The sequence below is a fragment of the Streptomyces sp. GC420 genome, from assembly GCF_009916105.1.
GTDB lineage: Bacteria > Actinomycetota > Actinomycetes > Streptomycetales > Streptomycetaceae > Streptomyces.
Genome location: NZ_JAAAXQ010000071.1, coordinates 1 through 26450, shown reverse-complemented (window position 1 = coordinate 26450; position 26450 = coordinate 1). Strand labels below are relative to the sequence as shown.

Sequence of the window (26450 nt, the reverse complement as noted above, 5' to 3'; positions counted from 1 at the left end):
CTTCCCGCGGTGTGCGTCACCCCCGAGCGCATGCGCTACGGCCAGGACGCCATGACGGCCACCGTCCGGCTCGACGCCCTGCTGGAGCTGACGCGGCAGTGGACCCCCGACCTGGTCGTCGGCGGCCCGCGTCCGTACGGCCTGCCCGATCAGACGGCGCAGCACGGACGTGCTGAACGGGTCGTCCCCGCGCGCGGCCCGCCGGATGCCGTCCAGCAGCTCGGCCGGTGCGGCGTCCTTGACGAGGAAGCCGCACGCGCCGGCGGCCAGCACGGGATAGAGGTGATCGTCGTCGTCGAAGGTGGTCAGCGCGACGACACGGGTGGCGGGGCGGGCGGCGAGGATCCGGCCGGTCGCGGCGATGCCGTCGACGCCGGGCATGCGCAGATCCATAAGGATCACATCGGGCAGCAGTTCCTCGGCGAGGCTCACCGCCTGCCGCCCGTTCTCGGCCTCGCCGACGACCTGTACATCGGGGGCGGCCTCGCACAGCATCCGCAGTCCGGCACGGACCAGCCCCTGATCGTCGACGAGCAGCACGCGGATCACGGCCGGCCTCCGTTCTGGTACTCGTGTTCCGGCCGCGCACCGCCCGGGCACTCGGCGTCCGGTCCCGTCGGGTCGGCCGGGCACTCGGCGTCCGGTCCCGTCGGGTCGGCCGGGAGTGTGACGGAGAGCTGCCAGCCTCCGTCGGCCGGTCCCACCCGCATCGACCCGCCGAGCAGGGCGACCCGCTCCCGCATGCCCACCAGTCCGAGCCCCGGCCCGGACGCGGCGAGCACCTTCCGGTCGTCGTCGTACGCGGCGCCATCGTCACGGATGCGCAGGCGGACAGCGCCCGCCTCGGCCATCCCGACCGTCACGTGGGCGCGCGCCGACGGACCGGCGTGCTTGGCGACGTTGGCCAGCCCCTCCTGGACCAGCCGCAGGACGGCGAGGCCGCGCACCGCGTCGAGGTGCCCGATCCCCGGATCCGTCGACTCCTCGACGTCGAGGCCGATCCGCCGGCCGTGCTCGATCACCGCGTGGAGTGCGGCGGGCAGCCCGTCGGGGGCCACCAGTGTCGCCGCGGCATCGTCCTGGAGGACCTGCGCCGGATCACGCAGAACGGTCACCAGGCGGCGCAGGTCGGTCAGGGCGGTGGTGCCGGTGGCGTGCAGGTCGTCGAGGACTTCGGTCACCCGCCCGTCCGTGACCGGCAGCACGTGCCGGGCCACGCCCACCCGCAGCACCATGGAGGAGACATGATGGGCCACCAGATCGTGCAGTTCCCGTGCGATCGCGGTGCGCTCGGCGACCCGCGCCGCACGCGTCCGCAGCTCCTGGCCGCGTCTCTCCTCCTCCGCGCGCTTCTGTGCGTGCCAGGCGGCCTGGCGGGTGGCACGCACGTAGCCGCCCAGCAGCACCGGACCGCCCACCGTCACCACCACCCGGTAGAGCAGGGAAGGCAGCTCCGCGGGCATGGCCTCGAACGTGTGGATGGTGTACACCGCGGTCAGGGCCGCGGCGCCGATCGCCGCCTTCGGCCACGGCCGGCGGATCGCCAGCTCCAGCAGGGACAAGACGGCGATGTACTTCACCAGGGCCGCCGGACCGTGCGCGTAGGTTCCGTACGCGTCCGCGGCGAGCAGCAGGGCCGCCTGGCAGAGCGCGGTGGCCAGCGGCCTGACGGCGCCGAACAGGCCGATCCCCACCGCCGCGAGCCCGAAGCCCCAGGTGGTCGGTGACGACCGGCTGCCGGTCTGCAGCAGCAGGAGATCCCCCACCACGACCAGCAGCAGGACGATGAGGCGGGATGTGATGTTCGGCTTGTCAAGAACGCGATACGGCCATGAGGACGGCACGTCCTCATCCTTGCACAGGGCTTCTCCACCGCTTCGCCCACCCGCGCGGCCGTCCGGCCCGGGCGGCGCGTCGTGCCGGGCCGCCGGTGTGCCGGGCCGCCGGTGTGCCGGGCCGCCGGTGTGTCAGGCCGCCGGTGTGTCGTCGGATCGTGGTGGTACGGGACGGTTGTTGAGGTCCACGGACAGGAAGATGTCGTTCGCCACGGGGTTGTGCAGCTCCTCGGCGAGCTGGCCGATGAGGCCGGCCGTGCGGGCGAGCAGGGCGAAGGCCCGGAGCAGTTCCAGTGGCAGGCCGAGGTCGGCGAGCGCGGCCCCGCAGACTCCCGCGCCGTTGAGCGGCAGGGTCCTGCCCAGCACCCGCGGGTGGACCCGTCCGACGGCGGCGAACAGTGACAGGTACGGGCCGAAGAGCCCTTCCTCGGAGGCGATCCGGAACAGCCTGGGGGTGCGCGGGTCGCCCAGTTTGTGGACGTGGTGTCCCAGCCCGGGCAGGTGGGTGCCGGCCTCCCTCCGGGCGCGCACGGCGGCCAGGGCGAGTTCGTCCCAGCCGGCCCCGTCCGCCGGGTACTCGCCCTGGACACCCGACAGGACCTCGTGCAGGAAGCGGCCGCAGTCCTCGGTCACGCCCAGGAAGCGCGAGCCGCCTCCGAGGAGTCCGGCGGCCAGCGCCCCCTGGACGGAGTCGGGGGCCGACAGGTAGGTGAGCCGGGTGATGATCGCGGTCGGGGTGAAGCCGTGGTCGGCGAGCGCGGCGAGCACGGCTTCGAACACCCGTGTCTCGCCCGGCGTGGGGCGGCGCTGAGCGGCCAGCCAGAACGCCAGCTCGCCGAACCCCACCTCGCCCATCACATCGGCCGCGAGGTCCTGGCCGAGCAGGGTGATCCTGTCCAGTGAGGAGGCGCCGAGCGCGGTCGGGTACTCAGGCACGGTCGTCCTCCAGCCACGAGCGCAGTTCGGCGCCGTGTTCGTCCAGTTCGGGCGGGGGCAGCCGGTAGGTGGCCGGGGTCTCGGAGAAGCGGATCGGGTGCCGTGTGGTGGGCACCGCCCGGTCCCCCTCGCCGACCTCCACGACCGGTTCGAGCCCGAAGCGCTCGGCCATGGCGAACCCGCCGTCGATGGTGTTGATGGGGCCGCACGGAACACCGGCGTCGACGAGCAGGTCGAACCATTCCAGGGCTTTGCGAGTCCGCAGCCGTGCCACCAGGATCGGCCGCAGTTCCTCGCGGTTCTCCGTGCGGTCGGCGTTGTGCCGGAAACGGGGGTCGTCGGCCGCCTCGGGGATGCCGAGAACCTCGCACAGCCGGCGGAACTGCCCGTCGTTCGCCGCGGTGACGATCAGGTCCCGGTCGGCAGTCGGCAGTGGCTCGTAGGGGAAGACGCTGGGGTGCGCGTTACCCATGCGGTAGGGCACGTCGCCGCCCGCGACGTAGCCGGAGCTGTGGTTGACCAGCCCGGTCAGCGCCGAGGACAGCAGGTTCACCTCGACGAGCTGTCCGCTGCCGGTGGCGTCGCGGTGCCGCAGTGCGGCGAGGATGCCGATGGCGGCGTGGTTGCCCGCCATGACGTCGAACACCGAGATTCCCGCCCGGTAGGGCGGCCCGTCCGGGTCGCCGGTGAGGCTCATCAGCCCGGAGACCGCCTGCACCATCAGGTCGTAGCCGGGGACCTCGCGTCCGGGCCCGGCTCCGAACCCGCTGATAGAGGCGTACACCACGCCCGGGTTGGCGGCGCTCACCGAGGCGTGGTCCAGGCCGTACTTGGCCAGTCCGCCCGGTTTGAAGTTCTCGATGACCACGTCCGCGCGCCGTGCCAGCTCCCGGGCCAGCCGGGCGTCCGCCGCGTCGCGGAAGTCGAGCGCGATGGACCGCTTGCCGCGATTGATCCCGAGGTAGTAGGTCGACACTCCGTTCCGTACCGGTGGCATCCAGGTGCGTGTGTCGTCTCCCTTGGGGTCCTCGACCTTCACCACGTCGGCGCCGAGGTCGGCCAGCAGCATGGTGGCGTACGGACCCGCGAGGATGCGGGAGAAGTCCGCCACCAGCAGCCCGCCGAGCGGCCCGCGTGTGTCTGCGGTCATGGTCACTGCTCCTCGTGCTGCACGGCGACGCCTTCGCCGCGGTACTTGCTGTAGGTGTAGGGGTTCGAGATCGTCTCGGTCTCGGGGAGTTCCGGTTCCATGGCCTCCCGCCACGCGTCCTCGCCGAGTGTGGTGCGCGTGTGCTCGACGGTGGCCCCGACGGCGGCGCGCGCCCGCGCCAGGTCCGCCCCGAGGAGCCCGTGCCGGTACTTCACGACGTTCCCGCCCACGAGCACGGTGTGCACGTCGGAGCGCCCGGCCTGGTAGACCACGTGCCCGTAGGGGTGGAGGAGGGGGAACATGGCGGGGTCCCGGTCGTTCTTGACCAGTACGAGGTCGGCGTCCTTGCCGGGGGTGAGGGAGCCGATCCGCCCGTCGAGGCCGAGCACTCTGGCGCCGCCGATCGTGGCCCACTCGACGACGTCGCGAGCGCGCAGCCGGTGGTGGGCCACGGTCCGGCCGCCCGCGTGGGCCTCCAGGTGTTCGCGCGCGCGGTCGGCCGACAGGGTGGCGCGCATGGCGGAGAACATGTCGGCGCTGAACCAGACGCTGGTGTCCATGGACAGCGAGGCGGGTATGCCGTACCGCCGCAGCCGCCAGGTGGGCGGGTAGCCCTGGCCCGCGTTCTGCTCGCTCTCCGCCGACACCGAGACCGTGCCGCCGGAAGCGGCGATCCGCTGGTAGGAGTCCTCGCTGAGGGTCGCCGAGTGGACGTAGGTCACGTCGGGTGTCATGAAGCCGTGGTCCCACATGAGCCGGATGCCCTTGTCGTCGGTCGCGCCCCACACACCGGCGTGGGTGGTGACGGGCAGGCCGAGTTCGCGGGCGGCCTCGAACGCCGCCTTCTCGGGGAACGTCTCGTCCCCGGTGACGTCGAAGGCCAGTTGCAGGCCGAGCCTGCCGTCCCGCGAGGTGAAGTGGCGGTCCGCGAAGGACCGGAATTCCGGTGCGGTGGCCCACTCCCAGGGGGCTCCGGACAGGTTGCCGTAGGCCAGTACGAAGCGGCCGGGCACGGAGCGCAGTGCCTCGACGGCCGCGTCGCCGTGCTCGGGCGTCCGCAGTCCGTGCGACCAGTCGACCGTGGTCGTCACGCCCGCGTCGAGTGCCTCGACCGCGGACAGCAGGTTGCCGGCGTGGATGTCCTCGGGGCGGAAGATCTTGCCCCAGTTGAGGTAGTAGAAAACGAAGTACTGCGAGAGCGTCCAGTCTGCGCCGAGGCCGCGCAGCGCGGTCTGCCACATGTGCCGGTGGGTGTCGACCATGCCGGGCATGAGGATGCCGCCCGAGGCGTCGACGACGACCGCGTCGTCCGGTGCCCGGAGTGCCCGGCCGACCTGGTCAATCCTTTCGCCGCGGACCAGTACGTCGCCTCCGTCGATCACGCCGGTCGCCGGATCCATGGTCAGTACGGTGGCGTTGCGGAAGAGGATGGGGCGCCCGCTGGTGAAGTCACCGGGCTGCGGCTCGTCGGCTGTCATGTCGTCACCTCGTTGTGGTGTGTGTGCGGGTGTGCAGGGTCCGGGACCGGAGCGTCAGCGGAACGGCGGCGGCGACGAGACCGAGTGCGAGTGCCGCGGACCCCCACGCGTAGCCGTCGAGACGGGCCGGGAGGAGCGCGCGGTCGGCGGACCAGGGGCCCGGGCCGGTGAAGGCGAGGACCGCGGCGAGCGCGCCGTAGCAGAAGGGGACCTCGCAGCCGCCCTTCTGGGCCCAGAAGCCGTTCGGCGCGGTGGCCGCCGCGGCGACCGTCATGGTGCCGATCACCACGGCGCTGCCGCCGGGTGTGAGCAGGCCCGCCGCGAGGGACACCGCCCCGGCGAGTTCGGCCAGCCCGGCGACGAGCACCATCGGCCGGCCCGGTACGAAGCCCCACTGCTCGAAGACGGCGGCGGTGCCGGTGCGGCCGGCCCCGCCGAACCAGCCGAACAGCTTCTGCGTGCTGTGGCCGAACAGAAGCGCGGCGAGCAGCAGCCGCAGCAGGAGCAGCCCGAGGCTCACGGCCGTGCACCGCCCCCGGTCCTGGGCTGGAGCACGAAGTCGAACTCGGCGTGCAGATGGGGTTCTTCGATTGTGCCGCCGTCCGGGGAGGCTCCGGCGGGCCGCTCGGTGAACGGCACGATCAGCTCGTCCTTCGTACCGAACACCACGTCCGTGTCGAGGAATTCGGAGCCCTCGCGGAACAGATGGGTGATGAGCCTCTCGTAGCCGGGGTGCTCGATGAGGAAGTGGATGTGGGCCGGGCGGTAGTGGCTGATGCCGGTTCCGCTCATGAGGCCGCCGACCGGGCCGTCCATCGGAATCGCGTAGCCGAGCGGCGAGATGGTCCGCACGCAGTACGTGCCGTCCGCCCGGGTGCGGTACTTGGCGCGCAGCCGCGCCTCGTCGCGCTCCGGGAGCTGCGCCTCGTAGGTGCCGTCGGCGTCGGCCTGCCACACGTCCAGAACGACGTCCGGCAGCGGTCGGCCGTCGAGACCGAGGACGCGGCCGGTGACGAAGAGCGTGGTGCCCTCGATGCCGTCGGACATGTCGGAGCCGAAGGGTGCGGCCGGTGAGCCGTCGATGTGGAAGGGGCCGAGCACGGTCGCGGGTGTCGCTCCGGACGAGAAGCGGTTGTTGAGCTGGACGACCAGTGTGCTCAGGCCGAGGACGTCGGAGGCCAGGATGAATTCCTGGCGTTTGCCGTCGCAGGTCCGTCCGGTGTCGGCGAGCCAGTCGACGGCCGCCGCCCACTCGTCCTCGGTGAGCCGGACCTCGCGGGCGAACGCGTGGAGATGCCGCACCAGCGCCGTCATCAGCTCGGCCGTCCGGGGCGAGTGGGCGGTGGCCCACCGTTTCACCGCAAGGTCGGTGATGTTGTCCTCCGTCACGAAGGCCATGGAATCCTCCTCGATTCGATCTGACCCGACCGCACTACGGACGATGGTCCGTACAGCGGACACCATGGCGCATTGTTGAGCCGTAAATCAAGCCTCCTGCGCTGGTCACTCCCGGGCGGGGAACGCCGGACCGATGTCCACTCCGCTAGCCTGGGCCCATGCGCAGAGACGGGAACCCCGAGTTCATCGAAGCCCTGGCGAGGGGCCTGGACGTGTTGCGCTGCTTCCGGCCGGGCGCCGGCGCGATGACGCTCAGCGAGATCGCCGCCGCCACGGGCCTCGCCCGGCCCACGGCCAGGCGGATCCTCATCACGCTGGAACAGCTCGGCTACGTGCGGTCCGGTGAGCGCGGCTTCTCCCTCACCCCGCGCGTGCTCGAGCTGGGCATGGCCTACGTCGGCTCGACGAACATGTGGGAGCTCGCGCGGCCCCACCTGCGCGACCTGGTCGAGCAGACCGGCGAATCCTGCTCGATCGCCCAGCTCGACGGCTCCGACATCGTGTACGTGGCCCGGGTCGCGGTGCCGAAGCTGGTCACGCTCGCCGTCACGATCGGCACCCGCTTCCCGGCCCTGCAGACCTCGCTCGGCAAGGTCCTGCTCGCGGCCCTCCCCCGCGAGCAGCTCGACAAGGCCCTGGCCGAGCCCAGCCGCTCCGGCATCACCCCGCGGTGGGCACCGGAGCGCGACGAGATCGACGCCGTACTGCGTGACGTCCGCGCCAAGGGCTGGGCGGTCACCGACCAGGGGCTCGCGCTCGGCATCCGCTCGGTCGCCGCGCCCGTGCGCGACGGCGACGGAAACGTCGTCGCCGCCGTGAACGTCAACGCCCACGCCGCCGAGACCACGGTGGAAACCCTCGTCGAGCACCACCTGCCGCTGCTCCTGCGGACCGCGAGCGCCATCAGCGCCGACTGGGCGGCGTGGCACGCCCGCCCGCTGGAAACGGTCGCCGGCCCGGCCGGCTCCCGCTCCCGCCCCGACGAGTCCCGCGCGTGACGCCTCGCCGGTGACGTGCCGGGCCCGTACCGGCCGGTCACTCGAACACCACGGCCCTCCCGGCGACCCGCGCGCGGGGTTCTTCCGTCACGGAGGAACCGAGGGCAAGACGTCAACACGGCGGGTGCCCGCACTCACTCGGAGCGCGGGCCCCCGCCGGGTCCTGCCGGTGCGTCAGCAGGTGACGACCTTCCCGTACGAGCCGAGGCCCCAGTTCCACTCCCAGGAGTACCCGGGCTGGTAGGTGTAACAGCCCGAGTCCGGGCCCCCGTCGATGACCACCTTCAGGTGCATCACCCGGCCGCAGTTGTTGGTGACCTTGACGTACTTCTCGTGCTTGATGACGTCTCGCTGGACGCAGGCGGGGGCCGTGCCCATCGCCTCGGCCGCCGTGGCCCCGGGTGAGGCGACGAGGCCACCGCCCAGGACTGCGGCGGTGAGGACGCCGAGGGCGGCGCCCCTGTGGAACTTCATGTCTCGGCTGCGCATGGTTCCTCCTGGTTGTACGTCCGCGGCGCCTTCCGGCCGCGGACGCCCTCCGGGCACGGCCCGGCGGACACGTCGCGGTCCGGCACGGGCCGCGCCGTCCGGTGTGACGTCCCGACTGTGCCGGGCCCCGGCGCCCCACGGCCACGCCGCTCGCCGCGGTTGGGCCCTTCCGGGCCGTCCCCGTCGCTGACCTGCTGGGACGCGGAGGCGGCTGCGTCGATCGCGGGATGCCCGGACCCCGGACGGTCTCGTCCGTCCGGGGTCCGGGCATCCGCGTCGGTCCCATTCTCTTGCCGCCGCCCGGGCCGATGGCCATGGGGCGGGGCCCGCGGGCCGTCCGGCGCCCCGAAGCGCGTCCCCCGGCTCAGGGAGAGGGCGGCAGTCCGAGGAAGTCGGCCATCTCCTCGACCGTGTGGGCGAAGAAGGCGTCGGCGGGGTCGGCCGAACCGACCAGGTGGCCGAAGAGTTCGAAGCTCACCATGCCGAACAGCTGTGTCCACACGGCGAGTCCGCGGGCCAGGACCGCTGGATCCACTTTCGACCCGAGCTGCTCCGCGAGCCCTGCCATCTGCTCGCGCAGGACGGAGGGCAGTTCCCTGGACATGGGCGGCACCGGGGCTCCGGTGGTGGCGCCGAGGACTTCGACCAGGGCGCGGCCCACCCGCGCCGCGGGGACCACGGTGGCCTCCGGTGCCCGGTATCCCGGTACGGGGGTGCCGTAGACCAGCGCGTACTCGTGCGGGTGTTCGCGGGCCCAGTCGCGGACGGCGCCGCACAGGGCCCGCCACCGCCCGCGGGGCTCGCCGGTGGAGGCGAGCGCCGCCTCGGCCCGCTCCCCCAGGGCGTTGTACGCGTCGATGATCAGCGCGGTCAGCAGGTCGTCGCGGCTGGGGAAGTAGCGGTACAGCGCGGAGGAGACCATGCCCAGCTCCCGGGCGACGGCGCGCAGCGAGAGCCGCTGGGCGCCCTCGGCGGCGAGCTGGCGGCGAGCCTCCTCCTTGATCTCGCGGGTCAGTTCCTCTCGGGCCCGCTGACGGGCGGTTCTGATCGCAGCCATGCGTCCAGTCTGCCACCATTGAGGAGCAGCGCACCAGAACGAGAGCACCGCTCTTGACAGTCACGGCCGGCGCTGCCACAGTCGTGGCGAGAGAGCACCGCTCTCGCAAGCCGGCAAGCCGCACCCGAGGAGCCGAGATGCCCGACGCCCCCCAGTCCGCCCGCTACGTCCGGCCGAAAGGCTTCGCCGACACCGCCTTCAACGGCTTCGTGTCAGCCCTGACCAAGCTCGGGCTCAGCGTCTGGGGCTCGCGGGTGCTCGCGGTGCGCGGCCGCAAGAGCGGAGAGTGGCGCACGACCCCCGTCAACCTGCTCACCCACAAGGGCCAGCGCTACCTGGTCGCGCCGCGCGGCCACACCCAGTGGGTGCGCAACATCCGCGTCTCCGGCGGCGGCGAGCTGCGCCTCGGGAGCCGCGCGGAGGTCTTCCGCACGGAGGAGCTTGCCGACGCGGACAAGCCGGAGGTGCTGCGCGCCTACCTCAAGCGCTGGAAGTTCGAGGTGGGCGTCTTCTTCGACGGTGTGGGGCCCGACGCCTCCGACGACCAACTGCTCGCCATAGCCCCTGGCTACCCCGTGTTCCGCGTCCTCAGCGTCTGACCTCCGGGGCGCGGCCCCGCAGCCCCGGCGAGGCCCGAGCGTTGGAGCCGGGCCGCTGCAGGACTTCCTGACGGGTTATCGGCTGACCCTGCGGATGAAGTGCGAGGGGTTGAACCCGGAGCAACCGGCGCGCCGGTCGGTACCCCCGTCGACCATGTCCCTGCTCGGGCTGGTCCGCCATCTCGCCGAGGTGGAGCGGGACTGGCGCAACTGGATCGCGCCCGAAGACCCGGCGCCCAGGCTGTACGGGGAAAAGGACGGCGACTTCGAGGGAGCCGCTCGCGGAGCGGGAGCCGGTCGAGAGCGCATTCGCCGATCTCGTCCGCGAACAGGCGGCAACCGACGCCGCGCCGGCCGGGTATCCGGATCTGGGCGCGCGCGTGGATCACGACAACACCTCCATTCGAGAGCTGTGGGTACACCGCATCGAGGAGTACGCCCGCCACTGCGGACACGCCGACCTGCTGCGCGAACGCGTCGACGGCCGAGTGGGGCAGTAGCGCACCCGACCCGCTGCAAGCAGCGGTGACGGGAGGCTCGCGGCCAGGTGATCAGCGATTCCGACGGCTTGACGAGCCGTGCGTGTCAGCGGGCGTGTCAGCAAGCGCTGATCCGGGCGAGCGAGCACCCGACCGCCCGGCGGCGGGGCAGGATGACGACGGCCGGTGTGTTCTCCGGCCGGCTCACGGTCCCGAGAGTCGGCCGGGGTCTTCGCCCGGGTCACGAGCCTGCCGGGTGCCGGTCGGCCCTCGGTGCGCGGGCCGCGGCGAAGGCGGCCTGTCGCGCGGCGGGTCCGTGACGCCGGAGATCGCGGCGCGGTAGCGGCGGTGACGGGTGGTTTGGGGCCGCGCCCCCGGCGGGGGCAGCCACGTGGTGCGGCAGCCCTCGGGCGGCGGCCGTGGTCAGGCGGACTGGCCGCCGCCGTCGGCCAGCAGGCTCACCCAGCTGCCTGCGAGGATGCCGACCAGGCGCTCGCGGCCGACGCCCCAGTGGCCTTCCGTCCAGTGCTGGCCCACATAGTGCAGCTGGGCGAAGGCCAGGACCGCACGGGTGTGCCTGTCCTCCGGCTCGAAGCGCTCCGCCTGGTCCAGGCCTTCCTTGATGTCGGCGATGACCTCTTCGAACCACTCGTCGACCAGGCCGCGCAGCTCGGGATCGACCATCGATGCCTCGATGGTGACGTTCATGTACGGCCGGATGATGTCCCACTGCTTCGAGCGCTCGCTCAGCCAGCCCACGATCGACTCGCGCGTCCCTTCCCTGACCGCGGCTACCAGCGCGCTGGCGGTGGAGCGGATTCTCGGGGAGTCGCTGCGCTCGAGGATCTCGTTGAGCTCGCCGATGAGAGAGCGCGCCAGGTCGCTGCGCGACTGGAAGTAGGCGTAGAAGGTCACCCTCGTCGTCTCGGCTGCCGAGGCGATGTCGTTCACCGTCGTCGCCGCGTAGCCCTTGGACTGGAACAGCTCCATGGCCGTCGAGAGGAGAAGCTTCCGGGTCATCTCCTTCTGCGCGGCACGAAGGCCCGCCATGTCAGTCGCCTTCCTCTCGCTGTCGGGCTGCCGACCATGCCTGCATCCCTGGTCGACGACTGCACACGCGCCCGAGCATATCGCAGCCCCGCGGAGATCAACCCGGCGTCCGGGTGCCCCGATCACCCTGGCCCGTCCGGACGGGGGCGGCGGGGCGGATACCCCGCACCCGGCGGCGGCGCGCGGGAACGGTGGGAACGGCGGGCACTGTGGGGACGGCGGGCACTGTGGGAACGGCGGGCACTGTGGGAACGGCGGGCACTGTGGGAACGGCGGGCGCCTACCAGGCCGCCTCCAGCAGCCGGGTGAGCTCCCCGGCCTCCGGCGGCCGGGGGTTCGGGTACGGCCGGGCGGCGACGCCCTCGGCGATGTCGGCCAGCCGGTCGCGCGGCACGCCGAGCGCACCGAGCGTGGTGGGCCCCGCGTAGCCGCGGGCGAGCCGCGCCACGGCCGTGACCGGGTCCCCGCCGGTGATCCGTTCCAGCCGGGCGGCGGCCTTCGGCGCGGCCGGCAGGTTGAAGGCCATCACATGCGGCAGGAGCATCGAGTGCAGTTCCGCGTGCGGCAGGTCGAAGGCCCCGCCCAGGACATGGGCGAGCTGGTGGTGCAGGCCCATCCGGGTCTGGGCGAGGCAGATGCCGGCGAGCCAGGCCGACGCCTGCAGCCGTTCCCTGCCGGGTATGCCGGACGGGTCGGCGAGCACGGCGGGCAGGGCGCTCAGGATCCCGTCGCCCGCCTCGCCCGCCAGCCCGTCCGACACGGCCGTCGCGTCCGGCGCCCACAGTGCCTCCACCGCGTGGGCCAGCGCGTTCATGGAGCTGGTCAGCGTCAGGCCGGGCGGCATGGTGAGGGTCGTCTCGGCGTCGTACACCACCGTGCCGGGGGCGAGAGCCGGGTCACGGCGTGTGGTCTTCACACCGTTCTCGGTCTCGCCGAGGACCGGGGTCACCTCGGATCCGGCGTACGTCGTCGGCACCGCGATCTGAGGAACACCGGTCCGGGCCGACAGGGCCTTGGCAAGCCCGATCGCGGAGCCGCCGCCGATGGCCACCACCGCGTCGGCACCGTTCGCCTCGGCCACGCGCACGGCCTCGGTGGTCACCGCGACGGGGGTGTGCACCACCGGACCGTCGAAGCGGGCCGCCAGCCGCGGACCGAGCGCCTCGGCGAGCTCGTCCGCGGTGGTCCTGGCCGACCGGGTCTCCACCAGCAGCACCCGGCGCGAGCCGAGCCGCTCCACCTCGCCGGGGATCCGGTGGCGGGCGCCGCGGCCCAGCAGCACCCGTGAGGGGAGGGTCTCGTGGACGGTGACGTGGGCGTCGGTGCCGGTCGGCATGGTTTGTCCTTCGGTCGGGTCGGTCGTCGGCCTGGAGCCCGGTCGGTCACCGGCCGCGGGGTCTGCGGCGGGCTCAGCACCGTACCGACCATGTTGACCCCGTCGGGCATCCTCTCGGCCGAGGTGTCGACGGGTTCGTTGCTCCGGAAGCCGCTGCTCTGGCCGACGTACTGCGCGACGCACGGGACGGACCGCGTCGAGACCGGGACTATTCCGGCCATCGGGTGGCCGGCTTCTCGTCGAACAGGTGCCGCAGCCGGACGGCGGGAGCGCCCCGGACCACGCAGGGCAGGCGCCCGCAACGGCATACGCCCGGCACCGGACCACCGTGCCGGGCGGCGCGGGCCGGGGTCCAGACGCGCCCGTCGTCCCGCGGTGGCGCCTGACGCGCGCACCGCCGGGCGACGGGGAGGTTTACCGGGAGGCAGACGGGTGGCTCAGCCGGTCCCGGACTCACCGTCCGCGGCCGCGACGGCCGCATCCTTCGGCGTACGGGGCCTCATGGCCGCGCCGTGAGCGGCGCCGCACACCGCCCGTCCGGGCACGCCGCCCGCCCGTCCGGGCACGGCCCGGCGCCGGCGGCCCGCGGCCCGCGGCGGGATTTGTCCGCCTCCACCACTGCGCGGACCATCCGGTGAGGCGGGCCCTCCGTCACCACACCCCGGCTGCCGTCCACGACGCGGACCGCCCCCTCTGTCGCCCACCCGCACCAGGGCGGCCCGCCCGGCCCCGGCCGGCACACCCACGCGAGTGGGAAGGGCCGGGAAGGCCCCGGCCAGGGCCGGATGGCGGCCCTCCCGGGCCCGGGTGATGCTGAGACGGGAGGTGGCCCGATGAACTCGACGGACGGCGGCGGCAGCAGCACGGAGATCAAGGTGCCCAAGGTGCCCGAGTCGCGCGTGGACGAATTCGCCTCGCGACTGCACGGCACGCTCGGCCGGCCCGGCGACCCGGACTACGACCGGGCCCGCACGGTGTGGAACGGCATGATCGACCGGCACCCGGCCCTGGTGGCGCGGTGCGCGGACGACGAGGACGTCATCGCCGCGGTCGGCTTCGCCCGTGACAACGGGCTGCCCCTCGCGGTGCGGGGAGGCGGGCACGGAGTGGCCGGCCACGCCCTCTGCGACGGAGGACTCGTCATCGACCTCTCGGGCATGCGCCGGGTGGACGTCGATCCCCGGACGCGCCGCGTGCGCGCGCAGGGCGGCTGCACGCTCGCGGACGTCGACACGGAGACCCAGCACCACGGGCTCGCGGTCCCCCTCGGGGTGGTGTCGGCGACGGGCATCGCCGGCCTGACCCTGTCGGGCGGCATGGGCTGGCTCCGACGCGCGTACGGGCTGAGCTGCGACAATCTCGTCTCGGCGACCGTAGTGACCGCCGACGGGCGGCTGCTGGAAGCTGGCGAGGGAGCGCACCCCGACCTCTTCTGGGCGATCCGCGGCGGCGGCGGCAACTTCGGCGTGGTGACGTCCTTCGAATACCGCGCGCAGCCCCTGGGCCCTGAGGTGTTCTTCTGCAACGTGTACTACCCCGCCGACCGGACCACGGAAGTGCTGCGCGCCTGCGAGCGGTACGTCGCCGAGGCACCCGACCAGGCGGCCCCGCTCGGGGTGCTCGGCCGGGTCCCGGAGGACGAGGCGTTTCCCGCCGCCTCGCACGGGGATCCGTTCACCGCGGTCCTGGCCCTGTATCCCGGTGCTCCGGAGGAGGGGGCGCGAGCACTGCGCGCACTGCGGGAGATCACCGAGCCGATCTGCGACCTCAGCGGCACCATGCCCTACACGCAGGCGCAGAAGCTGCTGGACGAGGACTACCCGGACGGCCGCCGCTACTACTGGAAGTCCGTGGACGCACCGGAGCTCGGCGAGGAACTCATCGGGCGGCTGAGGGCACACGCGGCCGAGGCACCCTCGGCGGACTCGACGATCGACGTCTGGTACCAGGGAGGCGCGATGGCCCGTGTGGGCGACGAGGACACCGCCTTCGCCAACCGCGGCGCCCCCTATCTCTTCGGCATCGAGGGCAACTGGGACGAGGACGCCGACTCGGCCGCCAACATCGCCTGGGTGCGCGAGACCTTCGCCGACCTGACCTCGTTCTCCGACGGAGGCGTATACCTCAACTTCCCCGGCTTCCTGGAGGAGGGCGAGCAGCTCGTACGCCGGGGTTACGGCAAGAACTTCGACCGGCTCGCGGAGGTGAAGGCGGTCTACGACCCCGGCAACCTCTTCCGTATGAACGCGAACGTGCGGCCGGGCACCGGGACGTCCTGACGGCCCGCACCCACGCACCCACGCACCCACGCGCCCCGTCCGCCCGCCGGGCCGCCGTCCCCCGGTGCCCGCCGCCGGACGGCCTCAGGCGGTGGCCCGCCTCGCGTACGCCTCGATCTCGATCCTCATGCGCGGATCGGCGAGACCGCACACCATCATGGTGGCGGCCGGCCGTACCTCGCCGAAGGCCCGGCGGAGGACCGGCCAGCACGGCTCGAAGTCCGCGCGGTCGGGGAGCAGGTAGCGCACCCGCACCACATCGGCGAACGTGCACCCAGCCTCGGCCAGCGCGGCCCCGATGTTGCGCAGGCACTGCCCGGCCTGCTCCACCACGTCGTCGGAGATCGTCATGGTGGCGTAGTCGAAGCCGGTCGTCCCGGACACATGCACCCGGTCGCCGTCCACCACGGCCCGGGCATAGCCGATCTGTTCCTCGAACGTCGAACCGCTGAGGACCGCGCGTCGCTCTGTCATACGCGGAACGCTAGGTGGCCAGTATTGATACGTCCAATACTGTCGCAGGTACGACCTGATATCTCTGAAGGTATGGAGCGCCCCGAACCGTCCCTCGCCCAACTGCACACATTCGCCGTGCTGGCCGAGGAACTGCACTTCGGCCGTGCCGCCGCGCGCCTGGGCATCGCCCAGCCGCCGCTGAGCCAGCAGATCCGCCGCCTGGAGGACAGGGTCGGGCACGCGCTGTTCAGCCGCGCGCCGGGAGGTGTCACGCTCACCGCGGCGGGGCGGGAACTGCTGCCCGCCGCCCGGCGGGCCCTTGCCTCCCTGACCGACGGCCTGGCAGCGGCCCGCGCCGCCGGCAGCGGACGGGCCGGCCGCCTGCGGATCGGCTTCGCCGCCTCCCTCGCCCTCACCGTGCTGCCCGGCCTGCTGCGCACCTTCCGGGAACGGTTTCCGGACGTGCGGATGGACATCCACGAGATGACCACGACGCCGCAGATCGCCGCGCTGCACGACAGGACCATCGACATCGGTCTGCTGCGCGAACCGCCCGCCGGCGAACCGGAACTCGCCTTCAGGACCGTCCTGACCGAGTCCTTCGTGGCCGTCCTGCCGTCCACGCACCCGCTCGCGGCCCGACGGACCGTTCCCGTGGGGCAGTTGGCGGACTCGCCCTTCGTGCTGCTGCCCCGCGCGGTCGGCCCGCGGCTGCACGACCGGATCACCGGTCTGTGCGCCGCGGCGGGATTCACGCCCCGGGTCGCCCAGCACGCGGTGGAGTGGCAGACCGTCTGCGCATTGGTGGAAGCCGGCCTGGGCGTGTCCCTCGCCCCGGCGAGTATCCGGCGTATCCGCCTGAAGGGCGTGGCGTTCCGCCGGATCGAGCCCGGCGCCGCCCGCACCCGGGTCGCCGTCGCCTGGCGCCGGGACGACACCAGCCCGCTGGTCGCCAACCTCCTGGCCGCCGTGGGCGACCAGCAGCCGGACCGGACTTCCTGACCCGACCGCCGCACGAGCCCTGCCGGGCCTCGCGATCCCCCGGGCCGCCGGGCCGCCGGGCCGCCACGTCCGACCGCCCGCAGATGCGGCCGGTTGCTCACCCGCTGTTCACAACTTGCTTGTGCCCACGTGGCGTTACCGTCCGGTAAGCCTTCACGCGGAGAGCGCAGGCTCCCTCTGACATCGCTCTCTCCTCGATCCTGAAGGAGTCCTTTCGTGGTCAAGCTCCGCAGTGCCCGCCGGGTGACCCTGACCCTCGGCGCGGCCCTCGCGACCCTCGCGGCCCTCGGGGCCACCGTGCCCGCCCAGGCGCGGGACGCCGCCGGGGACCCGCTGCCGGCCGTCGTGCCTCGCGCCGAGACCCCCTCTCTGTACGACGACGAGGCCGGCGGGAACGCCGACGCGGACGACCCGGCCATCTGGCGCAACAGCGCCGACCCCGGCCGCAGCCTCGTGATCGCCACCGCCAAGGAGGGCGGACTGCGCGTCTACGACCTCGACGCGCGCGAGGTGCAGTCCGTCCCCGCTCCGCCCGCCACGGACCCCGACGACGCACCCGGCCGGTTCAACAACGTCGACCTGGTCCACGGTCTGCGGCTGCCCTCTGGGCGGGCCGACCTCGCGGTCACCACCGACCGCGGCAACGACCGTCTCCGGGTCTACCGCATCGACCGCGACCGCCCCGGCGGGCCGCTCACCGACATCACCGACCCCGCGGCCGCGCCGGTGTTCTCAGCCGGCGAACAGGAAGTCGGGGACCAGCGGACCGCGTACGGGCTGGCCACCTGGCAGGACAGGTCGACCGGCCGCTCCTACGCGCTGGTCAGCCGCCGCGAGCGGACGAGCGTGGCACTGCTGGAACTGACCGTCTCCGCCGGCGGCAAGGTCGGTTACCGCAAGGTCCGCACCCTCGACCTGCCTTCCGCCTTCCGTCTCCCGGACGGTTCCTCCTGGACCCCGTGCGCCGAGCCCGGGGAACTGCCCCAGGTCGAGGGCATGGTCGTCGATCCGGCGAGCGGGATGCTCTACGCCGGGCAGGAGGACGTCGGTGTCTGGCGCATGCGCGCCGACCTCACCGGCACGCCGGAACTCGTCGACACGGTCCGCGAGTACGGCGTCCCCGCCGTCTACGACGAGCAGACCGAGGAGTGCGAGGCGGGCACGGACCCCGGCTTCGGCGGCTCCCGCCTCACTGCGGATGTCGAGGGGCTGACCCTGCTCACCGAGTCCGACGGGGACGGCTACGTACTGGCCTCCAGCCAGGGTGACGACACCTTCGCGGCGTACGACCGCGAACTGGCCGACGACAACGAGTACGAGGGCGGCTTCCGTGTCACCGCGGCCTCCGCGGTGCTCGACGGCTCCGAGGAGTGCGACGGCGCCGCCGCTCTCAACGCGCCGCTCGGCGCGAAGTACCCCCACGGCCTCCTGGTCGTCCAGGACGGGCACGACACCCCCGGCGACGGCGACCGGGACGCCACCGGTTTCAAGTTCGTCGGGCTCGACGGCGTCATGGACGCCCTCGACGACTGACCCCCGGGCCGCCGCCGGCCCGTCGACGACTTGCGCCGCCGGAACACCAGCTGTTTTGATGTACATCAACATAGACATACATCAAAACAAGGAGCGGTGATGGAGGATGCCGAAGTGGTCGTCATCGGAGGCGGACAGTCCGGACTGGCGGCGGCCCACGCACTGCGCCTGCGGAAACTGAGCCCGTGGTGCTGGAGGCGTCCGCGCGGGCCGCCGGGTCGTGGCCGCACTATTACGACAGCCTGACCCTGTTCTCTCCCGCCCGGTACAGCTCCTTGCCCGGCCTGCCGTTCGGCGCCGACCCCGACCGCTACCCGCACCGGGACGAAGTGGTCGAGTACCTGCTGCGGTACGCCGGGCGCCTGGACGCGGACATCCGCACCGGCCACCGGGTGACCGGCGTACGGGAGGACGGCGAGGGCTTCGCGCTCACGCTGGAGGACGGTTCCGGGCTCGGCGCGCGCGCCGTGGTCGCCGCGACGGGCGGCTTCGACCGGCCCCACCGCCCCGCGCTGCCCGGTCTGGACTCCTTCACCGGCACGGTCCTGCACGTGCGGGACTACCGCTCCCCCAGGCCCTTCGCCGGCCGGCGTGTCGTCGTCGTGGGTGCCGGGAACTCCGCCGTGCAGGTCGCCGCCGAACTGGCCGCCCACGCTCGCGTCAGCCTCGCGAGCCGGGCTCCGGTGCGCTGGTTCGGGCAACGCCCGCTGGCCGGCCGCGATCTGCACTTCTGGCTCACCGTCAGCGGCCTGGACATCGCCCCGCTGGGCCGCTTCCTGCGCGAACCGGCGACCATGGCCGCCATCGACGACGGCCGCTACCGAGCGGCACTCGACGCGGGCGCGCCCGATCACCGGCCGATGTTCACCGGGATCGAGGGAACCGGTGTGACCTGGGCGGACGGCACGACCGAGGATGTCGACGCGATCGTGCTCGCCACCGGCTACCGCCCCGCCCTCGGTTACCTCGCGCCGCTCGGCGCCCTGGACGGGCGCGGGCGCCCGCTCCACCGCGACGGCGCCTCCCTCACCCACCCCGCTCTCGCCTTCGTGGGGCTGGAGTGGCAGCGCAGCCTGTCCTCCGCCTCCCTGCGCGGCGTCGGCCTCGACGCAAGGCGCATGGCGCGGCGGACGGCCGCTCGGCTGGGCCGGCCCACGAGCCCGCCGCGGTGACGCCCCGGCGGACGGGGGCGCCACCGCGGCCGGGCCGGCCGCTGTCCCGTCGGGGAGTCAGCCGCGGCGCCGCTCGGCCCACACGCTGACGACAGACGGGCGCGGCAGGGTGCCCGGCCCGTCGGGCCAGGCCGAGCCCGGGTTCTCCGCGGTGGCGCCGTCGGACTCGCCGGGGTGCTGGGCCGCGACGAGGACGCGGTCCCCGGTGATGATCGGCCCGCAGGTCTCGGCGGCCCGGGGCACCGTCAGGAACTGCTTGACGTGCCCGCGCTGCGGCCCCTTGACGGGGACGGCGAAGAGACCGTCGTTGGAGCCGAGGGCGTTGCCGTCGGTGGCGAGCCACAGGTTGCCGTGCTCGTCGAAGGCGATGTTGTCGGGGCAGGAGATCGGGCTGACCTGCTCCTTGTCGTATCCGGCGAAATACGTCGACGGGTCGTCGGGGTCGCCGCAGATCAGCATCAGCCGCCAGCGGAACGTCTTCGCGGCCGCGTCGGAACGGTGCTCGTCCAGTTCCAGGACGTGTCCGTGCTTGTTGCCCGTGCGGGGGTTGGCCTCGTCGGGGCCGGCCTTGCCCGTGGCACCGCGGTCCTTGTTGTTGGTCAGCGCGACGTAGACACGTCCGGTGTGGATATGCGGCTCGACGTCCTCGGGGCGGTCCATCTTGGTGGCGCCCACCTTGTCGGCGGCCAGGCGCGTGAAGACGTACACCTCTTCCGCGCTCATGCCCGGCACGTGCGAGGTGGTGCCGGTGGCGAGCGGGATCCACTCGCCGCCGCCGTCGAAGGCGCCGTCGTCGGGCAGGGTACCGGTGCCGTCGATCCGATCGGCGGGTGAGTCGCCGGTGAACCGGGCGACGTACAGGGTGCCTTCGTCGAGGAGCGTCATGTTGTGCGCACGGGCGGAGGCGCCGCCGCCCTTCCTGTGGGCCTGGGCGGAGACGTACTTGTAGAGGTAGTCGAACCGTTCGTCGTCGCCCATGTAGAGGGCGACCCGGCCGTCCCGGGTCAGCCGCGGCTCGGCGGCCTCGTGCTTGAAGCGGCCCAGGGCGGTGCGCTTGCGCGGGGTGGAGTGCGGGTCGTGGGGGTCGATCTCGACGACCCAGCCGTGCCGGTTGGGCTCGTTGGGTTCCCTGGCGATGTCGAAGCGGTCGTCGAAGCGTTCCCACTTGCGCTGGCTGGCGCCGCCCGGCAGGCCGTAACGGGCGAGCCGTGCCTTGGCGACGGGATCGGTGACGGCCGCGGCGTTGGCGAAGTACTGGTTGAAGTTCTCCTCGCCGGTAAGCACCGTTCCCCACGGAGTGACGCCGCCACCGCAGTTGTTGAGCGTGCCGAGCACCCTGCGGCCGGTGGGGTCGGCGGCGGTCTTGAGGAGGTCGCTTCCGGCGGCCGGGCCCGACAGCGCGATCGGCGTGGTCGCGGTGATGCGGCGGTTGAGGGCGTCACCGGCAACGGGCCACAGCCGGCCGCTGTTCCGGTCGGGGCGCACGACCAGGACGGTCATGCCGTGGGCGGCCCAGGCGATCTCCACCTGTTCCCGGGTGGGATTCGCCGGGTCGTAACCGAAGAACATGATCTCTTCGTTGGTGTACTCGTGGTTGACCACGAGCAGTTGGTGGCCGTGACGGCGCGGCAGGTCGAGCAGGGCCATGTAGTCGCAGTTGTAGCCGAACTGACCGGCCTGGGCCTTGGCGCTCTGCCCGCGGGGGTCGAAGCGCGGGGCGCCGGGCAGCACCGCGTCGCCCCAGCGGATGACGACCTGCTGCGCATAGCCGGCCGGCACCGTCACCGCGTCCGCGTTGTTGGGTACCACGGGCTCGAAGTCCAGGCCGCGCGCCGGACGGGCCCCCGACGGGGTCGCGCCGGACTCCGCGGCGACGGCGGTGGCGGTGACACCACCCGTGGCCAGGGCCAGGACCGCGCCCGACTTGAGGACACCTCTGCGGGACAGGGCCCGGCGCACGACGTCACCGAAGTAGGGGTTCAGCGTGCGGTTGGGAGCGTCGTGGGAGCAGGCGTTGCCGCACCGGTAGCGGCACGTGAGCGCCGACCGGGCCGTGTTGTGACCGGGCAGCAGTGGCTGCTCCGCGGGGCGGCCTTCGCGGTCGTCGGGCAGATCGTGCACGGTTCCTCCATGGGCGAGCGACGGTTCGTCCGAGCCGCCGAAGATAGGCGGTCGTCGATGCATGAAACTAAGGGCACCTCGCACCCGCACGGCCGGACAGGTGGTGAACTCCGGCCGAACTCTGACCTCCGGGGGGCGTACACCCGTGCGCGCGCTCGCCGCGTTCACCCGCGACACGGCCGCCGGACGCCGCCGCGCGGGTACGCCGGACAGCCCCGCCTTCAGGGCCAGGGAAGATCATGGTTCATCTATATAGATGACCAGCTATCGTTCATGCGGGAGGGATCCCCCGTACACCGGCCGTTCATATAGCCAAGCTTCGATCCAGGTGTCCGAAACGGAGCGCACTGCGCACCTGATCCACACCCGCCGGGGGACCCGGCAGACACGAGGGTCGAAAGTCGTGAACATATCCACTTCGCTGCGCCGGGCCAAGGCTCCTCTTGCCCTGACGGCTGCTGTCATGCTGGCCGCGAGTGCGTGCGGCGGCGCCGACGCGGGCGGCTCCAGTGGCGGGGACGGCGACAAGCTGTCCGGCACGATCAAGGTCGACGGTTCCAGCACGGTGGCTCCGCTGTCGACCGCTGCCGCCCAGCTGTTCCAGCAGGCGAACTCCGGCGTGAAGGTCACCGTCGGCACCTCCGGCACCGGGGGCGGCTTCGAGAAGTTCTGCGCCGGCGAGACCGACATCTCGGACGCCTCCCGTCCGATCAAGGACGAGGAGAAGGCGGCCTGCGAGAAGGAGGGCGTGAAGTTCGAGGAGTTCACCGTCGCCAATGACGGTCTGACGGTGGTCGTGAGCAAGGACAACGACTTCGCCGACTGCCTGACCGTCGAGCAGCTCAAGAAGATCTGGGAGCCCGGCTCCAAGATCAACAACTGGAAGCAGGTCGACTCCAAGTTCCCGAGCCAGAAGCTGGAGCTGTTCGGCGCCGGCACCGACTCGGGCACCTTCGACTACTTCACCGAGGCCATCAACGGCGAGGAGGGCGCCTCGCGCACCGACTACTCGCCCAGCGAGGACGACAACGTCACCGTCCAGGGTGTGTCCGGCTCCAAGGGCGGCATGGGCTACTTCGGCCTGTCGTACTACGAGGAGAACCAGGACAAGCTCAAGGCCCTGAAGATCGACGGCGGCGACGGGTGCGTCGCGCCGAGCACGGAGACCGTGCAGGACAGCAGCTACAAGCCGCTTTCGAGGCCGCTGTTCATCTACCCGAAGGCCTCCTCCCTGGAGAAGAAGGAGGTCGAGGCGTTCGTCGAGTACTACGTCGAGAACAGCGCCGACATCGCCGAGAAGGCCCTGTTCGTGCCGCTGAACGACGAGCAGCAGGCCGAGCTGAAGAAGGACCTCGAGGCCCTGCGGGAGCAGCACTCCTCATGAGTTCCCCCTCCCTCGGGCGGCGGACCGTTTCAGGAGGCCCCGGCTTTCTGAAGCGGTCCCAGCCGCGCTACGGCGAGAAGGCCATCAAGGTGCTGCTGGTGGCCGCCTCCCTGGTCTCGGTGCTGACCACCGTCGGCATCGTCGTCGCCCTCATCCCGCCGGCCGCCGAGTTCTTCGGCGAGGTGGGCTTCGTCGAGTTCATCACCGGCACCGACTGGTCGCCCCTGTTCACCCCGCCCCACTTCGGCGTCCTGCCGCTGGTCGCCGGCACCCTGATGGTCACCCTCATCGCGCTGCTGGTGGCCGTCCCGCTGGGCCTCGGCGCCGCTGTCTATCTCAGTGAGTACGCCAACCCCCGTGTCCGGAAGATCTTCAAGCCGATGCTCGAGGTGCTGGCCGGCATTCCCACCGTCGTCTACGGCTTCTTCGCACTCAAGGCCATCACCCCACTGCTCCAGGACATCTGGCCCGGCGACGAGGGCCCTCAGGTCTTCAACGCACTGGCGGCGGGCTTCGTCATGGGCATCATGATCATCCCGACGATCGCCTCGCTCGCCGAGGACTCCATGAACGCCGTGCCGCGCTCCCTTCGTGACGGCGCGTTCGCCCTCGGCTCCTCGCGCATGCAGGTCTCCACCCGGGTGGTCTTCCCCGCCGCCCTGTCCGGCATCGTCGCGGCCGTCGTCCTCGGCATCTCCCGCGCGCTGGGCGAGACGATGATCGTCGCCATCGCCGCGGGCGGGCGCCCCAACCTCTCCTTCGACCCGCTCGAGGGCATGCAGACCATGACCGCGTTCATCGCCGCGGCCGGCATCGGCGACCTGCCGACCGGCTCCACCGGCTACCAGACGATCTTCGCCGTGGGCGCCCTGCTGTTCGTGATGACCCTGGTGATGAACCTGGTCAGCATCCGTCTGGTGCGCAAGTACCGGGAGGTGTACGAGTGATGAGCTCCCCCGTCCTCGACAGGGACCGCACGGCCGCGCCGGGGACACCCAGGCTGAGCGGCCGGGGCACTCCCTGGCGCGAGCGGTTCTTCCACGCGAGCCTGTGGGCGTCCCTCGCCGTCGGCGTGGTCTTCCTCGCCGCACTCCTGGCGTACGTGGTCTCCCAGGGCTGGTCCCGGCTGGACTCGCGGATCTGGACGAACTTCCCCGACATCATCGACCCGACGAACGCCGGTGCGCAGTCGGCGGTCATGGGCACGGTCTGGGTCATCGCCTTCACCGCGCTCTACTGCCTGCCGACCGGCATCCTCACGGCCATCTACCTCGAGGAGTACGCCGACCCCGACCGGTGGTGGAACCGGGCGATCGAGATCAACATCCAGAACCTGGCGGCGGTTCCGTCGATCGTCTACGGCATCCTCGGACTCGGTGTCATCTCCCGCGGTCTCGGCTTCGGCCAGACGGTCCTGACGGCCTCGCTGACGCTGTCCCTGCTGGTGCTGCCCACCGTGATCATCGCCGCCCGGGAGGCGATCCGCGCCGTACCGCAGTCCATCCGCCAGGCCTCTCTGGCCCTGGGTGCCACCCAGTGGCAGACCATCTGGCGCCAGGTGCTGCCGGCCTCCGTGCCGGGTATGGCGACCGGCTCGATCCTCGCCCTGTCCCGGGCGATCGGCGAGGCGGCACCGCTGCTGCTGCTCGGCGGGCTCACCTTCATCACGTTCAACCCGACCGGAGTGCAGAGCCAGTTCACCGTCCTGCCGATCCAGATCTTCAACTGGATCAGCCAGTCCCGCGCGGAGTTCACGGCGCTGGCCGCCTCCGCGATCGTCATCCTGCTCGTGATCCTGCTGGCCATGAACTCGCTCGCGATCCGGCTGCGCAACCGCTATTCCCGCCGGTGGTGACCGCCATGACCTCCACCACCGACCGCACCGCACCCACCGCTCCCCTCGCCCAGGAGGCCGCCGCCATGACCCCTCCCTCCGACGCCTCCGGCGGCACCAGGACCCCGCAGGTGGCCTTCCGGGCCGCTCCGTCCCTGGCCGACCCGGTTTTCGAGGTCGGCGGACTGTCGGTGTTCTACGGCGACCACGAGGCCGTACGAGACGTCAACATGGACATCGGGCACCGCCAGATCACGGCGATGATCGGCCCGTCGGGCTGCGGCAAGTCCACCGTGCTGCGCTGCTTCAACCGGATGAACGACCTCGTGCCCGGCGCCCGGGTCCAGGGCAAGGTCCACTACCACGACGAGGACCTCTACGGCCGCGAAGTCGACCCGATCGAGGTGCGCCGCCGTATCGGCATGGTGTTCCAGAAGCCCAACCCGTTCCCCAAGTCCATCTACGACAACATCGCGTACGGCCCCCGGGTGGGCGGATTCAAGGGCAACCTCGACGACCTGGTCGAGGAGACCCTCACCCACGCCGCGCTGTGGGACGAGGTCAAGGACAAGCTCAAGAACTCCGCCCTGGCCCTGTCCGGCGGCCAGCAGCAGCGGCTGTGCATCGCCCGCACCATCGCCGTCAAGCCGGAGGTGATCCTGATGGACGAGCCCTGCTCGGCCCTCGACCCGATCGCCACCGCGAAGATCGAGGATCTCATGGAGCACCTGGCCCAGGAGTTCACGATCATCGTCGTCACCCACAACATGCAGCAGGCCGCAAGGGTTTCGCACCGCACCGCCTTCTTCACCGCCGATGTGGACGACAAGGGCGTGCGCCACGGCCGGCTGGTCGAGTACGACGAGACCTCCCGCATCTTCTCCAACCCATCCGACCAGCGCACCGAGGATTACATCTCCGGTCGATTCGGCTGACGGACGACACCTGTCGCGTCCGTGCCTTTGCGCGCATCACGTGAAGGAGTACTACGGGTGACACCCGAGGCACACCGGCCACCGGCGACCGCGGACAGCGGTCCCGGGGGCCCCGAGGACGGCAAGACCCCCGACCTGCTGCTGGCCGAGCCCGATCCGGAGCTCGCCAGGAAGGCCGTCGCGCGCTTCACGGCGGCGGGCATGACGACCATCGTCTGCCACGACGGGGCCGAAGCCCTGCTCCATGTCGGCGCCCGCAGGCCGAGGGCGGTACTGCTCGGTGTCCCTCTGCCGGTGGTCGGCGCCGCGGCGGTCACCGGGCTGATCGCCAGACTCCACCCCGTGCCCGTCATCGTGGGAGCGGGACCCGAAGCCGCCGCGGAGGCCACGGACGCACTCGCGGCCGGTGCGGTGGCGTTCGTCGCCCGCCCCTACCGGGCCGAGGAGATCCTGCCGCTGCTCCGCGGCGGCAAGCCCGCAGGCGGGATGGAGCAGACCCTGCTGGTCGGTGACATAGAGCTTGATGCGGCGGGCTTTCACGTCTATGTACGGGGGCGCCCGATCGAGTTGCCGGTTCGTGAATTCATGCTGCTGCGCTATCTGATGGAGCGGCCCAACAAGGTCGTGAGCCGACGCGAGCTGACCCAGGCCCTGTGGGGCACCGACTCCCTGGACAGCAACACGCTCACCGTCCACGTCCGGCGGGTACGCAACCGGCTGCGCGACGACGCCCGCAGCTGCTGCAGCATCGACGCCATCCGCGGCATCGGCTACCGCCTGGAATGCAACCCCAAGGGCATGGTGGGACCGCAGGCGGAGCCGTCCCGGCCCGCCCCGACGGCGTGATGGCGTCGGGGCGGGCCGGGACGGAGGGATTCGAGGGCCGGTTCAGGCCTGGGGGGCGAGGAGTTCGCGCACCTGGGCGGGGG

The 26450-nt window shown here is 72.1% G+C and carries 24 protein-coding genes and 1 pseudogene; 12 read left to right on the top strand and 13 right to left on the bottom strand.

Annotated elements, in window-relative coordinates:
* From GUY61_RS11915 to GUY61_RS11885, 7 genes are all read right to left on the bottom strand, one after another.
* The coding region (locus tag GUY61_RS11915) for a response regulator transcription factor (protein ID WP_166630082.1) at positions 1-549 on the bottom strand (549 nt) is incomplete at its 3' end.
* A complete protein-coding gene (locus GUY61_RS40075) occupies positions 546-1844 on the bottom strand; it encodes a sensor histidine kinase (protein ID WP_166630081.1) in 1299 nt (432 codons plus the stop codon). The genes GUY61_RS40075 and GUY61_RS11915, both read right to left, overlap by 4 nt.
* A 123-nt stretch (positions 1845-1967) precedes the next feature.
* Positions 1968-2771 (bottom strand): citryl-CoA lyase, encoded by an 804-nt coding sequence (locus GUY61_RS11905; protein WP_166630080.1) that lies wholly within the window; start codon positions 2769-2771, stop codon positions 1968-1970.
* Positions 2764-3921 carry a CaiB/BaiF CoA-transferase family protein gene (locus GUY61_RS11900; RefSeq protein ID WP_166630079.1) on the bottom strand — a complete coding sequence of 386 codons (1158 nt, stop codon included), beginning with the start codon at positions 3919-3921 and terminating at the stop codon, positions 2764-2766. Before GUY61_RS11900 ends, GUY61_RS11905 begins: the two co-directional genes overlap by 8 nt.
* A gap of 2 nt (positions 3922-3923) precedes the next feature.
* Positions 3924-5399: an amidohydrolase family protein gene (locus GUY61_RS11895; protein WP_166630078.1), complete on the bottom strand. Its 1476-nt coding sequence runs from the start codon at positions 5397-5399 to the stop codon at positions 3924-3926.
* Positions 5400-5403: 4 nt separating this feature from the next.
* Positions 5404-5919 (bottom strand): DoxX family protein, encoded by a 516-nt coding sequence (locus GUY61_RS11890; RefSeq protein ID WP_166630077.1) that lies wholly within the window; start codon positions 5917-5919, stop codon positions 5404-5406.
* Positions 5916-6797 (bottom strand): dioxygenase, encoded by an 882-nt coding sequence (locus GUY61_RS11885; protein WP_166630076.1) that lies wholly within the window; start codon positions 6795-6797, stop codon positions 5916-5918. Before GUY61_RS11885 ends, GUY61_RS11890 begins: the two co-directional genes overlap by 4 nt.
* A 158-nt stretch (positions 6798-6955) precedes the next feature.
* Between GUY61_RS11885 and GUY61_RS11880 the strand changes: the two genes are divergently transcribed.
* Positions 6956-7795 carry an IclR family transcriptional regulator C-terminal domain-containing protein gene (locus GUY61_RS11880; RefSeq protein ID WP_166630075.1) on the top strand — a complete coding sequence of 280 codons (840 nt, stop codon included), beginning with the start codon at positions 6956-6958 and terminating at the stop codon, positions 7793-7795.
* Between the two features lie 174 nt (positions 7796-7969).
* Here the strand turns inward: GUY61_RS11880 and GUY61_RS11875 are convergent, their stop codons facing one another.
* Together GUY61_RS11875 and GUY61_RS11870 are read right to left on the bottom strand one after the other, a co-directional pair.
* A complete protein-coding gene (locus GUY61_RS11875) occupies positions 7970-8284 on the bottom strand; it encodes a hypothetical protein (RefSeq protein ID WP_166630074.1) in 315 nt (104 codons plus the stop codon).
* 364 nt (positions 8285-8648) lie between these two features.
* Complete coding sequence (locus GUY61_RS11870; RefSeq protein ID WP_166630073.1) at positions 8649-9341, bottom strand: TetR/AcrR family transcriptional regulator; 693 nt, start codon at positions 9339-9341, stop codon at positions 8649-8651.
* A 137-nt stretch (positions 9342-9478) separates the two neighbouring features.
* Between GUY61_RS11870 and GUY61_RS11865 the strand changes: the two genes are divergently transcribed.
* Entirely contained in the window at positions 9479-9940 is a 462-nt protein-coding gene (locus GUY61_RS11865; RefSeq protein WP_166630072.1) for a nitroreductase family deazaflavin-dependent oxidoreductase, read from the top strand.
* A pseudogene (locus tag GUY61_RS11860) lies at positions 9906-10440 on the top strand (DinB family protein). Before GUY61_RS11865 ends, GUY61_RS11860 begins: the two are co-directional and overlap by 35 nt.
* Before the next feature lie 402 nt (positions 10441-10842).
* On the opposite strand, the gene GUY61_RS11855 reads toward GUY61_RS11860, so the two are convergent.
* Positions 10843-11469: a TetR/AcrR family transcriptional regulator gene (locus GUY61_RS11855; protein WP_166630071.1), complete on the bottom strand. Its 627-nt coding sequence runs from the start codon at positions 11467-11469 to the stop codon at positions 10843-10845.
* 280 nt (positions 11470-11749) lie between these two features.
* Positions 11750-12805, bottom strand: a complete 1056-nt coding sequence (locus GUY61_RS11850) for a maleylacetate reductase (RefSeq protein ID WP_166630070.1) — start codon at positions 12803-12805, stop codon at positions 11750-11752.
* Positions 12806-13638: 833 nt separating this feature from the next.
* Between GUY61_RS11850 and GUY61_RS11845 the strand changes: the two genes are divergently transcribed.
* The gene (locus GUY61_RS11845) at positions 13639-15084 is read left to right on the top strand and encodes an FAD-binding oxidoreductase (protein ID WP_166630069.1); all 1446 of its coding nucleotides are present in this window, start codon (positions 13639-13641) and stop codon (positions 15082-15084) included.
* An 84-nt stretch (positions 15085-15168) separates the two neighbouring features.
* On the opposite strand, the gene GUY61_RS11840 is transcribed toward GUY61_RS11845, so the two are convergent.
* Positions 15169-15558, bottom strand: coding sequence for a RidA family protein (locus tag GUY61_RS11840; RefSeq protein ID WP_166630068.1), 390 nt, complete (start codon positions 15556-15558; stop codon positions 15169-15171).
* Positions 15559-15630: 72 nt separating this feature from the next.
* Here GUY61_RS11840 and GUY61_RS11835 point away from each other — a divergent pair, with 72 nt between their 5' ends.
* The 3 genes from GUY61_RS11835 to GUY61_RS11825 all read left to right on the top strand — a co-directional run bounded on the left by GUY61_RS11835 (position 15631) and on the right by GUY61_RS11825 (position 19247).
* A complete protein-coding gene (locus tag GUY61_RS11835) occupies positions 15631-16542 on the top strand; it encodes a LysR family transcriptional regulator (RefSeq protein ID WP_166630067.1) in 912 nt (303 codons plus the stop codon).
* Between the two features lie 216 nt (positions 16543-16758).
* Positions 16759-18075, top strand: a complete 1317-nt coding sequence (locus GUY61_RS11830) for a phytase (RefSeq protein WP_166630066.1) — start codon at positions 16759-16761, stop codon at positions 18073-18075.
* A gap of 185 nt (positions 18076-18260) precedes the next feature.
* Positions 18261-19247, top strand: coding sequence for an NAD(P)-binding domain-containing protein (locus GUY61_RS11825; protein ID WP_313896628.1), 987 nt, complete (start codon positions 18261-18263; stop codon positions 19245-19247).
* Positions 19248-19304: 57 nt separating this feature from the next.
* Here GUY61_RS11825 and GUY61_RS11820 read toward each other — a convergent pair whose 3' ends face one another.
* Positions 19305-21368 (bottom strand): PhoX family protein, encoded by a 2064-nt coding sequence (locus tag GUY61_RS11820; RefSeq protein WP_398955133.1) that lies wholly within the window; start codon positions 21366-21368, stop codon positions 19305-19307.
* A 403-nt stretch (positions 21369-21771) separates the two neighbouring features.
* On the opposite strand from GUY61_RS11820, the gene GUY61_RS11815 reads away from it, so the two are divergent.
* From GUY61_RS11815 to GUY61_RS11795, 5 genes are all read left to right on the top strand, one after another.
* Entirely contained in the window at positions 21772-22752 is a 981-nt protein-coding gene (locus GUY61_RS11815) for a PstS family phosphate ABC transporter substrate-binding protein (protein WP_166630064.1), read from the top strand.
* On the top strand, positions 22749-23699 hold the full coding sequence (pstC, locus tag GUY61_RS11810) for a phosphate ABC transporter permease subunit PstC (protein WP_166630063.1): 951 nt from the start codon (positions 22749-22751) through the stop codon (positions 23697-23699). Before GUY61_RS11815 ends, pstC begins: the two co-directional genes overlap by 4 nt.
* Positions 23699-24607, top strand: a complete 909-nt coding sequence (gene pstA, locus GUY61_RS11805) for a phosphate ABC transporter permease PstA (protein WP_166630062.1) — start codon at positions 23699-23701, stop codon at positions 24605-24607. Before pstC ends, pstA begins: the two co-directional genes overlap by 1 nt.
* Positions 24608-24672: 65 nt before the next feature.
* Complete coding sequence (pstB, locus tag GUY61_RS11800; protein WP_166630083.1) at positions 24673-25521, top strand: phosphate ABC transporter ATP-binding protein PstB; 849 nt, start codon at positions 24673-24675, stop codon at positions 25519-25521.
* A 57-nt stretch (positions 25522-25578) separates the two neighbouring features.
* On the top strand, positions 25579-26367 hold the full coding sequence (locus GUY61_RS11795; RefSeq protein WP_166630061.1) for a response regulator transcription factor: 789 nt from the start codon (positions 25579-25581) through the stop codon (positions 26365-26367).
* Positions 26368-26450 lie beyond the last annotated feature (83 nt).

Excerpts from the sequence above, each read along its gene's own strand:
- GUY61_RS11900 (WP_166630079.1), bottom strand. The coding sequence starts at position 3,921 with ATGACCGCAGACACACGCGGGCCGCTCGGCGGGCTGCTGGTGGCGGAC.
- GUY61_RS11895 (WP_166630078.1), bottom strand. The coding sequence starts at position 5,399 with ATGACAGCCGACGAGCCGCAGCCCGGTGACTTCACCAGCGGGCGCCCC.
- GUY61_RS11885 (WP_166630076.1), bottom strand. The coding sequence starts at position 6,797 with ATGGCCTTCGTGACGGAGGACAACATCACCGACCTTGCGGTGAAACGG.
- GUY61_RS11880 (WP_166630075.1), top strand. The coding sequence starts at position 6,956 with ATGCGCAGAGACGGGAACCCCGAGTTCATCGAAGCCCTGGCGAGGGGC.
- GUY61_RS11875 (WP_166630074.1), bottom strand. The coding sequence starts at position 8,284 with ATGCGCAGCCGAGACATGAAGTTCCACAGGGGCGCCGCCCTCGGCGTC.
- GUY61_RS11870 (WP_166630073.1), bottom strand. The coding sequence starts at position 9,341 with ATGGCTGCGATCAGAACCGCCCGTCAGCGGGCCCGAGAGGAACTGACC.
- GUY61_RS11865 (WP_166630072.1), top strand. The coding sequence starts at position 9,479 with ATGCCCGACGCCCCCCAGTCCGCCCGCTACGTCCGGCCGAAAGGCTTC.
- GUY61_RS11855 (WP_166630071.1), bottom strand. The coding sequence starts at position 11,469 with ATGGCGGGCCTTCGTGCCGCGCAGAAGGAGATGACCCGGAAGCTTCTC.
- GUY61_RS11850 (WP_166630070.1), bottom strand. The coding sequence starts at position 12,805 with ATGCCGACCGGCACCGACGCCCACGTCACCGTCCACGAGACCCTCCCC.
- GUY61_RS11845 (WP_166630069.1), top strand. The coding sequence starts at position 13,639 with ATGAACTCGACGGACGGCGGCGGCAGCAGCACGGAGATCAAGGTGCCC.
- GUY61_RS11840 (WP_166630068.1), bottom strand. The coding sequence starts at position 15,558 with ATGACAGAGCGACGCGCGGTCCTCAGCGGTTCGACGTTCGAGGAACAG.
- GUY61_RS11835 (WP_166630067.1), top strand. The coding sequence starts at position 15,631 with ATGGAGCGCCCCGAACCGTCCCTCGCCCAACTGCACACATTCGCCGTG.
- pstC (WP_166630063.1), top strand. The coding sequence starts at position 22,749 with ATGAGTTCCCCCTCCCTCGGGCGGCGGACCGTTTCAGGAGGCCCCGGC.
- pstA (WP_166630062.1), top strand. The coding sequence starts at position 23,699 with ATGAGCTCCCCCGTCCTCGACAGGGACCGCACGGCCGCGCCGGGGACA.
- pstB (WP_166630083.1), top strand. The coding sequence starts at position 24,673 with ATGACCCCTCCCTCCGACGCCTCCGGCGGCACCAGGACCCCGCAGGTG.